Annotated in this window: 15 protein-coding genes; 4 read left to right on the top strand and 11 right to left on the bottom strand. The window is 60.7% G+C overall.

All coding sequences use genetic code 11. The features are described 5' to 3' along the window. The first annotated feature begins 55 nt into the window (after nucleotides 1-55). Nucleotides 56-1,108: a zinc-binding dehydrogenase gene (locus ACUTSC_RS00290; RefSeq protein WP_197767579.1), complete on the top strand. Its 1,053-nt coding sequence runs from the start codon at nucleotides 56-58 to the stop codon at nucleotides 1,106-1,108. A 30-nt stretch (nucleotides 1,109-1,138) separates the two neighbouring features. Here the strand turns inward: ACUTSC_RS00290 and maa are convergent, their stop codons facing one another. The 5 genes from maa to ACUTSC_RS00265 all read right to left on the bottom strand — a co-directional run bounded on the left by maa (nucleotide 1,139) and on the right by ACUTSC_RS00265 (nucleotide 4,501). After that, nucleotides 1,139-1,696, bottom strand: a complete 558-nt coding sequence (gene maa, locus ACUTSC_RS00285) for a maltose O-acetyltransferase (protein WP_197767580.1) — start codon at nucleotides 1,694-1,696, stop codon at nucleotides 1,139-1,141. Nucleotides 1,697-1,852: 156 nt separating this feature from the next. Beyond that, a complete protein-coding gene (locus tag ACUTSC_RS00280; RefSeq protein ID WP_038874311.1) occupies nucleotides 1,853-2,206 on the bottom strand; it encodes an MmcQ/YjbR family DNA-binding protein in 354 nt (117 codons plus the stop codon). Between the two features lie 4 nt (nucleotides 2,207-2,210). Further along, entirely contained in the window at nucleotides 2,211-2,627 is a 417-nt protein-coding gene (locus ACUTSC_RS00275) for a secondary thiamine-phosphate synthase enzyme YjbQ (protein WP_197767581.1), read from the bottom strand. 126 nt (nucleotides 2,628-2,753) lie between these two features. Continuing rightward, nucleotides 2,754-3,947, bottom strand: coding sequence for an amino acid aminotransferase (locus ACUTSC_RS00270; protein WP_049195296.1), 1,194 nt, complete (start codon nucleotides 3,945-3,947; stop codon nucleotides 2,754-2,756). An 80-nt stretch (nucleotides 3,948-4,027) separates the two neighbouring features. Next, nucleotides 4,028-4,501 (bottom strand): Lrp/AsnC family transcriptional regulator, encoded by a 474-nt coding sequence (locus tag ACUTSC_RS00265; RefSeq protein WP_038874314.1) that lies wholly within the window; start codon nucleotides 4,499-4,501, stop codon nucleotides 4,028-4,030. 215 nt (nucleotides 4,502-4,716) lie between these two features. On the opposite strand from ACUTSC_RS00265, the gene ACUTSC_RS00260 reads away from it, so the two are divergent. Then, the gene (locus ACUTSC_RS00260) at nucleotides 4,717-5,484 is read left to right on the top strand and encodes a transporter substrate-binding domain-containing protein (protein WP_047729740.1); all 768 of its coding nucleotides are present in this window, start codon (nucleotides 4,717-4,719) and stop codon (nucleotides 5,482-5,484) included. A 43-nt stretch (nucleotides 5,485-5,527) separates the two neighbouring features. On the opposite strand, the gene alr is transcribed toward ACUTSC_RS00260, so the two are convergent. Next, entirely contained in the window at nucleotides 5,528-6,607 is a 1,080-nt protein-coding gene (alr, locus tag ACUTSC_RS00255; protein ID WP_197767582.1) for an alanine racemase, read from the bottom strand. Nucleotides 6,608-6,624: 17 nt separating this feature from the next. After that, nucleotides 6,625-8,049, bottom strand: coding sequence for a replicative DNA helicase (dnaB, locus tag ACUTSC_RS00250; protein ID WP_025160134.1), 1,425 nt, complete (start codon nucleotides 8,047-8,049; stop codon nucleotides 6,625-6,627). A 167-nt stretch (nucleotides 8,050-8,216) separates the two neighbouring features. Here dnaB and ACUTSC_RS00245 point away from each other — a divergent pair, with 167 nt between their 5' ends. Continuing rightward, the gene (locus tag ACUTSC_RS00245) at nucleotides 8,217-9,200 is read left to right on the top strand and encodes an NADPH:quinone reductase (RefSeq protein ID WP_197767583.1); all 984 of its coding nucleotides are present in this window, start codon (nucleotides 8,217-8,219) and stop codon (nucleotides 9,198-9,200) included. A 299-nt stretch (nucleotides 9,201-9,499) separates the two neighbouring features. Here the strand turns inward: ACUTSC_RS00245 and pspG are convergent, their stop codons facing one another. The 3 genes from pspG to ACUTSC_RS00230 all read right to left on the bottom strand — a co-directional run bounded on the left by pspG (nucleotide 9,500) and on the right by ACUTSC_RS00230 (nucleotide 11,570). Beyond that, nucleotides 9,500-9,718 (bottom strand): envelope stress response protein PspG, encoded by a 219-nt coding sequence (gene pspG / locus ACUTSC_RS00240; protein WP_025304448.1) that lies wholly within the window; start codon nucleotides 9,716-9,718, stop codon nucleotides 9,500-9,502. Nucleotides 9,719-9,875: 157 nt separating this feature from the next. Continuing rightward, complete coding sequence (gene dusA, locus ACUTSC_RS00235) at nucleotides 9,876-10,886, bottom strand: tRNA dihydrouridine(20/20a) synthase DusA (RefSeq protein WP_019453217.1); 1,011 nt, start codon at nucleotides 10,884-10,886, stop codon at nucleotides 9,876-9,878. A gap of 111 nt (nucleotides 10,887-10,997) precedes the next feature. Then, nucleotides 10,998-11,570, bottom strand: coding sequence for a sugar O-acetyltransferase (locus ACUTSC_RS00230; RefSeq protein ID WP_197767613.1), 573 nt, complete (start codon nucleotides 11,568-11,570; stop codon nucleotides 10,998-11,000). Nucleotides 11,571-11,815: 245 nt separating this feature from the next. On the opposite strand from ACUTSC_RS00230, the gene zur reads away from it, so the two are divergent. Further along, complete coding sequence (zur, locus tag ACUTSC_RS00225; RefSeq protein ID WP_015379223.1) at nucleotides 11,816-12,328, top strand: zinc uptake transcriptional repressor Zur; 513 nt, start codon at nucleotides 11,816-11,818, stop codon at nucleotides 12,326-12,328. A 102-nt stretch (nucleotides 12,329-12,430) separates the two neighbouring features. On the opposite strand, the gene ACUTSC_RS00220 is transcribed toward zur, so the two are convergent. Further along, nucleotides 12,431-12,640 carry a CsbD family protein gene (locus ACUTSC_RS00220; RefSeq protein ID WP_004936743.1) on the bottom strand — a complete coding sequence of 70 codons (210 nt, stop codon included), beginning with the start codon at nucleotides 12,638-12,640 and terminating at the stop codon, nucleotides 12,431-12,433. Nucleotides 12,641-12,766 lie beyond the last annotated feature (126 nt).

The raw sequence follows: 12,766 nt of genomic DNA, 5'->3' as shown, positions 1-12,766 counted from the left end.
GGCACTCCGCTGCCGGCCAAGCGTTGTCCCCCATACATTGATAACTGGAGCGACCATGAACATTACCCATGCCTATGCCGCGCATGATGCGAAGTCTGCGCTGGTGCCTTTCGATTACCCACCGCGCGCCCTGCGCGACCACGATGTGCAAATTCAGGTGCTGTTCTGCGGCGTGTGCCATTCGGACCTGCATCAGGCTCGCAACGAATGGAGCAATACGATTTACCCGGTGGTGCCGGGCCACGAAATCGTCGGCCGCGTTAGCGCCGTCGGTGGCCATGTCTCGCGTTACCGGGTCGGCGATCTGGTCGGCGTCGGTTGCATGGTGGATTCCTGCCGCAGCTGCCCGAGCTGCGATGAGGGGCTGGAACAGTATTGCGAGAACGGCTTTACCGGCACCTATAACGGTCAGGACCGCCAGACCGGCGCCGTGACCTACGGCGGCTACTCCACCAATCTGGTGGTGGATCAGGACTTCGTACTGCGAGTGCCGGAAAATCTCGATCCGGCCGGAGTCGCGCCGCTGCTGTGCGCCGGCATTACCACCTATTCGCCGCTGCGCCAGTGGGGCGCGGGACCGGGCAAAAAGGTCGGCATCGTCGGCCTCGGCGGGCTGGGGCACATGGGCGTCAAACTGGCGCGGGCGATGGGCGCGCACGTGGTGCTGTTCACCACCTCACCGTCGAAAATAGAAGACGCCAAGCGCCTCGGCGCCCATGAAGTGGTGATTTCGCGCAACCCGGAGGAGATGGCGCAGCACGTCAACAGCTTCGATTTCATCCTCAACACGGTGGCGGCCCAGCACGATCTGAATCCGTTCCTCAACTTGCTGCGCCGCGACGGCACCCTGGCGCTGGTCGGCGCGCCGGAGCACGATCACCCGTCGCCGCAGGTGTTCAACCTGATCATGAAGCGCCGCCGCATCGCCGGTTCGCTGATCGGCGGCATCGCGGAAACGCAAGAGATGCTGGACTTCTGCGGCCAACACGGCATTACGTCGAATATCGAGCTGATCCCGATGCAGCAAATTAATGAAGCCTATGAACGCATGCTGAAAAGCGACGTGAAGTACCGCTTCGTGGTGGATATCGACTCGCTGCGAGCCTGATGACAACGGGCGCCCGGCGGCGCCCGTTTTTTATAGCTGCTTGATGATCCTGGCCGGGTTGCCGCCCACCACGCAGTTGGCCGGCACGTCTTTGGTCACCACCGCGCCGGAGGCCACGACCGCATTGTCGCCGATGGTCACGCCCGGATTGATCACCGCGCGCCCGCCGATCCATACGTTGTCGCCAATCCTGACCGGCTTGCCGAACTCCGCGCCGCCGACGCGGGTCTCGGCGTCCAGCGGATGGGTCGCGGTGTAGATATGCACGCCCGGCGCCAGCAGGCAGTTGTCGCCGATATGCACCTCGCACACGTCGAGGATCACGCAGTCGAAATTGGCGTAGAAGTGCTTGCCGAGATAAATGTTATAGCCGTAGTCGCAGCGGAAGGTCGGCTCGATGGTGCCGCCCTGATAGCCGCCCAGCAGCTCGTCCAGCCACTGTTTGCGCAGCTCGCCCTCTTCCGGCGAGGAGTGGTTATAGCGATGCGTCAGCTGGCGCGCGCGCCGACGCTCGCTGCGCAGCAGGTCATCGCCAGCGTCGTACAATTCTCCGGCGATCATCTTGCGCTTTTCTTCGCTGATGGCCATGTCGGCCTCCTTAATTAATTTTACCCGCATTTCTTGAATGCCCAAGCGTAGCCGCTTTTGCCTGGCAAGAAAAAGGGAACGTTCCCAACTTAAAGCCGCGATCACGCTTTGACACGAAAAAACAGGAGAAAAATGGGCGGTGGCGCCGCCCGGCAATCAGGCGCGCAGTTCCTGGCGCACGTGTTCGGGCAGGCCTTCCACCACCAGCTGATAGGAGCTGTCGATCAGCGTGTAAAACTGCGAGTTCGGCAGGTTGCCGTCGAGAAACACCGTGTTCCAGTGCGCCTTGTTCAGGCCGGCACAGGCGACGATCTCAGGATGGTGTTCACGCAGGCTTTCCGCCAGCTCCGGGCTGGACTTGACCGCCAGCGCCGGCCGCCCTTCGACCTCGCACACCATGGCGAACATCACGTCGCCCACCTTGATCTGACTGGCCTGCCACTGGTTCTGGTCGCTTTGTTCCGCGCCCGGCTTCGCCATGCAGTACTCCAGCAATGCGCTGTTATTCATTGGGTTATTCCCCCTGTAATGTGGCCACAATACGGCGTGCTCCGCCGTGGATGCGGTGCTCCCCCAGCCAGATGCCCTGCCATGTGCCCAACGTCAGCCGCCCGTGCCTGACGGGCAGCGTCAAGGAAGCGCCCAGCAGCGAGGATTTGATGTGCGCCGGCATGTCGTCCGGCCCTTCGTAATCATGCTGATAGGATGCGTGTTCCGGCACCTGACGCAGGAAATGCTGCTCCATATCGGCTCGCACCGTGGGATCGCAGTTCTCGTTGAGCGTCAGCGAGGCCGAGGTATGCTGCAGCAACAGATGCAGCAGGCCGGTTTGCAGGCGGTGTAAGTGGGTTAACTGGTTGACGATCTCGTCGGTAACCAGATGAAAGCCACGCGCTTTTGCGCTGAGGATTAGCGTTTGCTGATGCCACATGAGTGAGCGCCCCACAATCAGTATATTCTCTCTCCGGTTTGCAGCAACTTCGGCGGCGCGCCGGCAATAAAAAAGGAGCGATATCGCTATCGCTCCCCGATGAACGTCCGTTCAGACTAACAGGCGTTACTGCACCGCGGCAAACGCCTCGGCCACCTGACGCACGTTGTTGTGGTTCAGGCCGGCCACGCACATGCGGCCGCTGTGGATCAGGTAGACGCCGAACTCTTCACGCAGGCGATCGACCTGCGCCGCGCTGAAGCCGGTGTAGCTGAACATGCCGCGCTGCGCCAGCAGGTAATCGAAGTTGCGCTGCGGCAACGCGCTCTTCAGGGTGTCCACCAACGCATGGCGCATCTCGAGAATGCGGGTACGCATGCTCTCCACCTCGTCCAGCCATTGAGTTTTCAACTGGGCGTCGTTCAGCACCTTGGCCACCAGCTGCGCGCCGAAATTCGGCGGGCTCGAGTAGTTGCGGCGCACGGTAGCCTTCAACTGACCCAGCACGCGCCCGGCCGCTTCTTCGCTTTCGCACACTACCGACAGGCCGCCGACGCGCTCGCCGTACAGCGAGAAGATCTTCGAGAACGAGTTGCTCACCAGGCACGGCAGGCCGGCCGCCGCGATGGCGCGAATGGCGTAGGCGTCCTGCTCCATGCCACCGCCGAAGCCCTGATAGGCGATGTCGAGGAACGGAATGATTTCACGCTCGGCGATCACCTTGACCACCTCATCCCACTGGGCAGGGGTCAGGTCGGAACCGGTCGGGTTGTGGCAGCACGGGTGCAGCAGCGCGATGCTGTGCTTCGGCAGCTGTTTCAGCGCAGCCAGCATGGCGTCGAACTTCACACCCAGGCTTTCGCTGTCGAAATACGGGTAGGTATTCACTTTGAAACCAGCGCCGCTGAAGATGGCGACGTGGTTTTCCCAGGTCGGATCGCTGACCCACACCTGCGAATCCGGGAAGTAGCTTTTCAGGAAGTCGGCGCCCACTTTCAACGCGCCGGAACCGCCGACGGTCTGAATGGTGGCGATGCGCCCCTGCTGAAGCATCGGATGCTGCGCGCCGAACAGCAGTTGCTGGATGGCGGAACGGTAAGGTTGCAGCCCTTCCATCGGCAGGTATACCGAGGCGCCGTGCTCGACGCTGTTCAACTGCGCTTGCGCCGCGGCGACCGCTCGCATCTGCGGGATGATGCCCTGCGCATCGTAGTACAGGCCGATACTCAGGTTCACCTTGTGCGCGCGCGGGTCTTGTTTGAATTTTTCCATCAGCGACAGAATGGGATCGCCGGCATAGGCGTCAACGTTCTGGAACACGGGGGTTTTCTCCTGGTTTATTTATTGTGGTTTGGGCACAGCGTTACGTTCCTAATATAGACGGAAAACCGCATTCGGTTTTAGCTTTCTCGCGCCACCGGCAATAAACCGTTTTCCTTGATGCGATTGAGCACCACCGCCGTTTTGATATGCGCCACGCTTTTGTGCGGCGACAGCGTCTGGCTGATGAACTCGCTCAGCGCCGGCAGGTCTGCCACCGCCACTTTCAGCAGGTAATCGGCGTCGCCGGTAGTCTTGTAAGCGTCAAGTATCGCGTCCACGTCCTCTAGCATCTGATGAAAGCTGTCGATCTGCTCCTGCGCGTGCGTGATCAGGCTGACTTCGATCAGCCCCACCAGCCCCAGGCCGACCGCCTCCGGCGCCAGCCGCGCGTGGTAGCCGCGGATCAGCTGCGCCTGCTCCAAGCTGATGCGCCGCCGTGAACACTGGGAGGCGGAGAGCCCCACCAGCTCGCTCAGCTCCTGATTGGTCAGACGGCCGTTGGCCTGTAACAGCGTCAGGATTTTCATATCAAAATCGTCAATGTTGTACATAGCCACCTGTAAACTGTGTTAATAAATGTTGACGTTACAGCCTACCAGTTTTTTTACCGTTGCCGACGTCACACCCTGGCGCTTAAATCGCGTACAGCAGCAACGCCCGGCGTTTTCGCCGGTAAGCGGCATAAAAAACGGCTAACTCATGCAGGCAAACGACAATTAACGGCGAAGTAACGCATAAAACCACGAATGTATAAAAAGGACGCCAGATGAAAAAGTTACTCCCCCTCGCGCTGCTGCTCGCCGCCGGCAGCGCCGGCGCGCAATCCCACCTGGACAAGGTGCTGCAGCAAAAGACCCTGGAGGTCTGCACCACCGGCGACTACAAGCCCTATACCTTCCTCAAGGAAGACGGCAGCTATGAAGGCATCGATATCGACATGGCGGAATCGCTGGCCAAGAGCCTGGGCGCGAAAGTGAAGTGGGTGAAGACCAGCTGGAAAACTCTGACGCCGGACTTCGCCTCCGGCAAGTGCGACATTGCGATGGGCGGCATCTCCGTCACATTGGAGCGGCAAAAGCAGGTGTTCTTCGCCGACAAGCTGGATACCGACGGCAAAATCCCGCTGGTGCGCTGCACCGACGTGAAGAAATACCGCACTCTCGAGCAGATCAACAAGCCGTCGGTGCGCCTGCTGGAACCGGCGGGCGGCACCAACGAAGCCTTCGTGCACGCCTATCTGCCGAAGGCCAAACTGACGCTGACGCACGACAACATGAGCATTTTCCAGCAGTTGGTGGACCGCAAGGCGGACGTGATGATCACCGACGCCTCCGAGGCGCTGTACCAGCAGAAGCGCTATCCGAAGCTGTGCGCGGTGAATCCGACCAAACCGATGCAGTACGGCGAGAAAGCCTACATGCTGCCGCGCGACGATCTGAGCTGGAAACTGTATGTGGATCAGTGGCTGCACCTGGCCAAAGCGACCGGCGAGTATCAGAAAGTTATCGATAAATGGTTGGCGGTAAAGAAGTAACGCGCTGAGAAACGGGGCCGACGCGCGTCGGCCCTGCTGTGTATCAGTCGCCGATGTATTCCATCGCCACGCGCTGCGTGAGCTTGGTGATCAGTTCGTAAGCGCTGATGCCGGTGCAGGCGGCGATGCGGTCGACCGGCAGCGCCTGGCCCCACAGCACCGCTTCATCCCCCACCTTATCGGCGGCGTCCGGCCCGAGATCGACCGAAATCATGTCCATCGACACCCGGCCGACGATCGGCACTTCGCGGCCGTTGATAAGGATCGGCGTACCGGTCGGCGCGCTGCGCGGGTAGCCGTCGCCGTACCCCATAGCCACCACGCCCAGCCGGGTATCGCGCGGGCTTACCCAGGTGCCGCCGTAGCCGACCGCTTCGCCGGCCCGGTGCTCGCGCACCGCGATCAGGCTGGACTTCAGCGTCATCGCCGGCTGCAGCCCATGCTCGGCGCCGCTGCCGTTTTCCAGCGGCGACACGCCGTACAAAATGATGCCGGGACGCACCCACTCGTTGTGGGCATCCGGCCACAGCAGCGTGCCGCCGGACGCGGCGACCGAGCGCTGGCCCGGTTTGCCGCGCGCGAACTGCTCGAAGCAGGCGATCTGTTTCAGGGTGGCGTCGGATTCCGGCTCATCGGCGCGGCTGAAGTGACTCATGATATTGACCGGCTGCGCCACGTTGCGGCAGGCGCACAGGCGCTGATAAAACGCCTCCGCCTGTTCGGGGCGCACTCCCAGCCGATGCATGCCGGTATCGAGCTTCATCCACACCGGCACCGGGCGTGCCAACTCGGCCTGCTCCAGCGCTTCGAGCTGTTCGATGCTGTGCACCGCGGTTTCGATGTTGTTCGCCACCAGCACCGGCAGATCTTCGGCACAGAAGAAGCCTTCCAGCAGCAGGATCGGTTTAACGATACCGCCGGAGCGCAGCATCAGCGCCTCGCCGATGCGCGCCACGCCGTAGCAGTCGGCGTCTTGCAGGGTGTGTGCTGTTTCCAGCAGGCCATGTCCATAAGCGTTTGCTTTCACAACGGCAATCAGGCGGCTTTGCGGCGCCTGACGGCGCACCTGTTGCAGATTATGTCGCAGAGCGCGGCGGTCGATTACAGCGGTTGCCGCTTTCATTTCAGTTCCTTAGCTGATTATTCGTCATCGTATTGTGGCCCCGCGTAGTTATCGAAACGCGACCACTGGCCGTTAAAGGTAAGGCGCACGGTGCCGATCGGGCCGTTACGCTGCTTACCGATAATAATTTCCGCGATCCCTTTCAGATCGCTGTTCTCGTGATACACCTCATCACGATAGATGAACATAATCAGGTCGGCATCCTGCTCGATAGAGCCGGATTCACGCAGGTCGGAGTTGACCGGGCGCTTATCGGCGCGCTGCTCCAGGCTTCGGTTCAGCTGCGACAGCGCCACCACCGGCACCTGCAGCTCTTTCGCCAGCGCCTTCAGCGAGCGCGAAATCTCGGCGATCTCCAGCGTACGGTTGTCGGACAGGGCCGGCACGCGCATCAGCTGCAGGTAGTCGATCATGATGAGGCTGAGCCCGTCGTGCTCGCGGAAAATGCGCCGCGCGCGCGAGCGCACTTCGGTCGGCGTCAGGCCGGAGGAGTCGTCGATGTACATGTTGCGCTTCTCCAGCAGAATGCCCATGGTGCTGGAAATGCGCGCCCAGTCCTCGTCGTCGAGCTGGCCGGTACGGATGCGCGTCTGATCCACGCGCGACAGCGACGCCAGCATACGCATCATGATCTGTTCGCCGGGCATCTCCAGGCTGAAGATCAGCACCGGTTTTTCCTGGGTCATCGCGGCGTTTTCGCACAGGTTCATGGCGAAGGTGGTTTTCCCCATCGATGGACGGGCGGCGACGATGATCAGGTCGGACTTTTGCATGCCCGCGGTTTTCTTGTTGAGGTCCTGATAGCCGGTATCGACCCCCGTCACACCGTCGTGCGGCTGCTGATACAGCTGCTCGATGCGCGACACGGTGTCTTCCAGGATGCGCTCGATGCCCTTCGGGCCTTCGTCTTTGCTGGCGCGGTTCTCGGCGATTTGGAATACGCGGGATTCCGCCAGATCGAGCAGGTCTTCGCTGCTGCGCCCCTGCGGATCGTAGCCGGCGTCGGCGATCTCGTTAGCCACCGAGATCATCTCGCGCACCACTGCACGCTCGCGCACGATGTCGGCGTAGGCGCCGATGTTGGCGGCGCTCGGGGTGTTTTTCGACAGCTCGGCCAGGTAGGCGAAGCCGCCGACCGAGTCCAGTTCGCCTTTCTGCTCCAGCGATTCAGACAGGGTGATGAGGTCGATAGGCTTGCTCATCTCCAGCAGACGCTGCATCTCGGTAAAGATCAGGCGGTGCGGGCGGCTGAAGAAGTCGTTGGCGACCACGCGCTCCGCCACGTTGTCCCAGCGCTCGTTATCCAGCATCAAACCGCCCAACACCGACTGTTCGGCCTCCAGCGAGTGCGGCGGCATCTTCAGCCCTTCCATCTGACGATCTCTGGAACGCTCTCTGGTTTCGTCCGCGTTTGTTTTGTTGGTTGGTTTTTTTCCTGCCATGAAACGTAGTCTTTATCCGGTTGCGAATGAAGGATCTTGACGCGAGAGTATACGTGATTTTTGCGTCATAACCGATGCAAAAAAGGTATTGAACTCCGCACGGGTGAACTGGATCTCCGATACTAAAAAGAATAGGGTGAAATCAGACACTCAAACGAGGTAACGATATGGCCAAGCGCATTCAATTCTCCGCCACCGGCGGGCCGGAAGTCTTGCAATACGTTGATTTTACACCGCTCGATCCCGCCGCCGGCGAAGTGCAGATCGAAAACAAGGCGATCGGCATCAACTACATCGACACCTATGTGCGCAGCGGGCTGTACGCGCCGGCGAGCCTGCCGAGCGGCCTCGGCACCGAGGCGGCCGGCGTGGTGATCAAGGTCGGCGCCGGGGTCAGCGCGATCAAACCGGGCGACCGGGTGGTGTATGCGCAGTCATCGCTCGGCGCCTACAGCGAGGTCCACAACGTGCCGGAAGAAAAAGTGGCGCTGCTGCCGCACAATCTCAGCTTTGAGCAGGGCGCCGCTTCTTTCCTCAAAGGGCTGACGGTGCACTACCTGCTACGCCAGACCCACGACGTACAACCGGGTGAAGTGTTCCTGTTCCATGCCGCCGCCGGCGGGGTTGGGCTGATCGCCTGCCAATGGGCCAAAGCGCTGGGCGCGCGCCTGATCGGCAGCGTCGGCTCCGACGAAAAGGCCGCGCTGGCGAAACAGGCCGGCGCCTGGGCCACCATTAACTACCACAAAGAGGATATCGCCCAGCGGGTGGCCGAGCTGACGCACGGCGAGAAGGTCGGCGTGGTTTACGATTCGGTGGGGCAAAGCACCTGGCAGGCCTCGCTCAACAGCCTGAAACGTCGCGGCCTGATGGTCAGCTTCGGCAACGCCTCCGGCCCGGTGACCGGCGTCGATCTGGCGCTGCTGAATCAGAAGGGCTCACTGTACGTCACTCGCCCTTCCCTTAACGGCTACATCACCAACCGCGCCGAGCTGCAGTACGCCAGCAACGAGCTGTTCTCGCTGATCGGCAGCGGCGCCATTCGGGTGGAGGTGAGAGACGAGCAGAAATTTGCGCTGGCCGACGCCCAGCGGGCGCATCAGGTGCTGGAAAGCCGCAGCACCAGCGGCTCCAGCCTGCTGATCCCCTGATAGCGGCAAAAGAAAAGGGCTCCTTGCGGAGCCCTTTCTGTACTGCGTTTTGTAGGGGTAGAGCAGAGTCCGCCAGAGACAGGGGGTTGCTTCAGCAACACGAATTTTGGTTGTCTCTCACGGTGATGAAATCGGTCGCATCACTGCATCGACAAACATCCTAACAGCCCCGTCCGGCAAAAAACACGCTTTATGTGCCACATCGCGCGGCAAAACTGCCAAGCTGTGATCGCTGCCGCATTAGCGGGGCGGCAAGTTGTGCAAGTTTCATCGCGACTGACTGATTATTCAGCAAAAAATCAGTAACGCCTGGCCTGCGGTTTCTGCATCGAACGGTAAATCCATACCCCGACCACCGCCAAAATCAGCCACGGCAGCAGCTTGATGACCACCGCGAACAACCCGCCCAACAGCATGAACGCCGCCGCCACCAACAGCGCAGCGAAGATCCCCAGCAGCGAGATGCCGGTCACCATCAGCATCACCACAAAGCCAATGAGAAAGAAGATTTCCAACATGATTGCTCCTTTGCAACTCAACGTATCTGCAGAGGGAATTACAAGAAGCGTGCCAGAATGGCGAAAGGGCTAACCTATTGAAAAAACAGGGTAGGCATCCGGCAACGCGCCGAATACCTGGCGAAAAAGACTAACTGTTGGTCAAGATTTTTGTGGGTTACGCCATTTCCACACGCGGCTGACGCACCAGCGCCAGCGCCTGCTCCACCACCCGCGCATCGGCACCCGGCTTGTGGGCGTTCTCGCTCAGGTGGCGACGCCACTGGCGCGCGCCCGGCACGCCCTGGAACAAACCGAGGATGTGGCGGGTGATGTGGCCGAGATAGGTGCCGTTGGACAGCTCGCGCTCGATATACGGATACAGCGCTTCGACGATCGCCACGCTGTCCGGCACTGCGGTCTGCGCGCCGAACAGTTCGCTGTCGACCCGCGCCAGGATGCCCGGATTCTGATACGCCTCGCGCCCCATCATCACCCCGTCCAGATGCTGCAGGTGCTGCTGCGCCTCTTCCAGCGTTTTCACCCCGCCGTTGATGGCGATGGTCAGCGCCGGAAAGTCCCGCTTCAGCTGATAAACGCGCGGATAGTCGAGCGGCGGCACTTCACGGTTCTCTTTCGGGCTGAGGCCGGAGAGCCAGGCCTTGCGCGCGTGGATGGTGAACATGTCGCACTCGCCGCGCCCGGCGACGGTTTGGATAAAGTCGCACAGGAAGGCGTAGCTGTCCTGATCGTCGATGCCGATGCGGGTCTTCACCGTCACCGGGATCGACACCACGTCGCGCATCGCCTTGATGCAGTCGGCGACCAGCGTCGCCTGCCCCATCAGACAGGCGCCGAACATGCCGTTTTGCACGCGATCGGACGGGCAGCCGACGTTGAGGTTAATCTCGTCGTAACCGCGCTGCTCCGCCAGTTTGGCGCAGTGCGCCAACGCGGCCGGATCGCTGCCGCCCAGCTGCAGCGCCACCGGATGCTCTTCTTCGCTGTAGGCCAGGTAGTCGCCCTTGCCGTGAATGATCGCGCCGGTGGTCACCATTTCGGTGTACAGCAGCGTTTCCTTGGTCAACAGGCGGTGGAAATAACGGCAATGACGATCGGTCCAGTCGAGCATCGGCGCGATGGAGAAACGATTGGCGGCGTAGGTTGGGGCGTGATTGTCTTTCGTCATGCTGAGTTACTGGCTACCTGAGTCTGTCTGGGTTTAACGAACGGCGCGCGGCCGCAAACGGCTATTATAACGACAATCGGCGCCGTTGGGAAAACCGCCTTCGCTTCCCCCCTATTCCAACGTGCGGATAACCCGGCACGGCTGCCCCAGCGCCAGCACGTTGGCCGGGATGTCGCCGGTCACGATGCTGCCCGCACCGATAGTCGTGCCGTCGCCGATGGTCACGCCCGGCAAGATCACCACGTTACCGCCGATCCATACGTTGCTGCCGATGGACACCGGCTGCGCCGAGGTGCGGAAAGGAAAGGCCGGGTCGCCGGTAAAGCGTTCACCGGCCTTGAGCGGGTGGCTCGGCGTGTAGATTTGCACGTTGGGGCCGATCAGCGTGTTGTCGCCGATGGTGATGGTATTGCAGTCGAGGAACACCGCATTGACGTTGATAAAACAGTTTTTACCGATGCGGACATGCTGCCCGTAGTCGCACCAGAACGGCGTTTCGATCCAGCTCGCCTCGCCCCAGGCGCCGAACAGTTCGCCGAGCAGGCGGTTTTTCTCGTCCGCCTGATGCGAATCCAGCGCCCCCAGGCGTTTGGTCAACGCCCTGGCCCGATGGTACATCGCAATCAGTTCTTCATCGCGGCTGTTGTACTCCAGGCCGCTTAACAGCTTCTCTCTTTCCGTCATCACACAAGGCTCCTGTTCGTCACGCGGGTGAAGCGCGTTATACCGCTCTCGCCAGCGGCTCTCCAGCGCTAAAATCGGCAACGTTGATTTGCCGCCCGCCTGCGGGGAAAAGTTGTGATGCATCTCTCTTTTAGCGCACTCAGCGCGCCTTTCCCTGCGCAATCCTCAGGGGAAAAGGGGGCAACTCTCGGCGATTCGCCGTAATCATGGTAAAATCGGCTTTTTTACGTACCGGGATATTTGCGATGAACTCAACCACCCAGGAAAAGCTGCTGGCGCAGGCGGAACGCCTCTGCCAACAACGCAATGTGCGATTGACGCCGCAACGGCTGGAAGTGCTGCGTCTGATGACTCAGCAACCCGGTGCAATCAGCGCTTATGACCTGCTCGATCTGCTGCGCGTCGCCGAACCGCAGGCCAAGCCGCCGACGGTCTATCGCGCGCTGGATTTTCTGCTGGAACAAGGATTTATCCATAGAGTGGAGTCCGCCAACAGCTACGTGTTGTGTCACCATTTCGAACAGCCTATGCATACGTCCGCACTGTTTATCTGCGACCGCTGTGGCCAGGTGACCGAACGCACTACCGAAGGCGTAGAAGAAACGCTGCAGAAGCTGGCGCAGGAAGCCGGATTTGCGCTGCGGCACAGCGTGGTGGAAGCGCACGGTCTGTGCGCCGGCTGCGTGGAGGTTGAGGCTTGCGACAGCAAGCATGACTGCGCCGAACACGATCACAGCATCGCCATCAAGAAGAAATAATACAAAGTCAGGTACCTCCCTGTACCTGCGGCCGGGGCGCCAGAGGATGAGAGCGACGCCGGCCTGCGCTGGGCAAGCCGCCTTCAATGGCGGCCCTGCAAATTACCAGCGGTGTTTGGTGTGATCTTCCCAGGCTTTCACCTCTTTCTCGGCCGCCTCTTTCTGGTAACCGTAGCGCTCCTGGATTTTGCCGACCAGCTGTTCGCGTTTCCCTTCGATGACTGTCAGATCGTCATCGGTCAGCTTGCCCCATTTTTCCTTCACTTTGCCTTTAAGCTGCTTCCAGTTACCGTCGGCTTGATCTTTATTCATAGTCTCTCCGTTAACCTGTGGTGAATCAGTGATCCCTGTCGCCGGCCGGGATTAACCAGAAATTTTTCTGGCCGATACGCCCTTCACCTTAAAGAATATCGCTCCCCTTCATTCGCCAGCCACATG

The organism is Serratia sp. TSA_105.2 (assembly GCF_052692115.1).
This window is presented reverse-complemented; position numbering and strand designations above follow the sequence as displayed.

Coding starts and splice junctions, on each gene's coding strand:
- ACUTSC_RS00290 (WP_197767579.1), top strand. CDS start 56: ATGAACATTACCCATGCCTATGCCGCGCATGATGCGAAGTCTGCGCTG.
- maa (WP_197767580.1), bottom strand. CDS start 1,696: ATGGCCATCAGCGAAGAAAAGCGCAAGATGATCGCCGGAGAATTGTAC.
- ACUTSC_RS00280 (WP_038874311.1), bottom strand. CDS start 2,206: ATGAATAACAGCGCATTGCTGGAGTACTGCATGGCGAAGCCGGGCGCG.
- ACUTSC_RS00275 (WP_197767581.1), bottom strand. CDS start 2,627: ATGTGGCATCAGCAAACGCTAATCCTCAGCGCAAAAGCGCGTGGCTTT.
- ACUTSC_RS00265 (WP_038874314.1), bottom strand. CDS start 4,501: ATGTACAACATTGACGATTTTGATATGAAAATCCTGACGCTGTTACAG.
- ACUTSC_RS00260 (WP_047729740.1), top strand. CDS start 4,717: ATGAAAAAGTTACTCCCCCTCGCGCTGCTGCTCGCCGCCGGCAGCGCC.
- alr (WP_197767582.1), bottom strand. CDS start 6,607: ATGAAAGCGGCAACCGCTGTAATCGACCGCCGCGCTCTGCGACATAAT.
- dnaB (WP_025160134.1), bottom strand. CDS start 8,049: ATGGCAGGAAAAAAACCAACCAACAAAACAAACGCGGACGAAACCAGA.
- ACUTSC_RS00245 (WP_197767583.1), top strand. CDS start 8,217: ATGGCCAAGCGCATTCAATTCTCCGCCACCGGCGGGCCGGAAGTCTTG.
- pspG (WP_025304448.1), bottom strand. CDS start 9,718: ATGTTGGAAATCTTCTTTCTCATTGGCTTTGTGGTGATGCTGATGGTG.
- dusA (WP_019453217.1), bottom strand. CDS start 10,886: ATGACGAAAGACAATCACGCCCCAACCTACGCCGCCAATCGTTTCTCC.
- ACUTSC_RS00230 (WP_197767613.1), bottom strand. CDS start 11,570: ATGACGGAAAGAGAGAAGCTGTTAAGCGGCCTGGAGTACAACAGCCGC.
- zur (WP_015379223.1), top strand. CDS start 11,816: ATGAACTCAACCACCCAGGAAAAGCTGCTGGCGCAGGCGGAACGCCTC.
- ACUTSC_RS00220 (WP_004936743.1), bottom strand. CDS start 12,640: ATGAATAAAGATCAAGCCGACGGTAACTGGAAGCAGCTTAAAGGCAAA.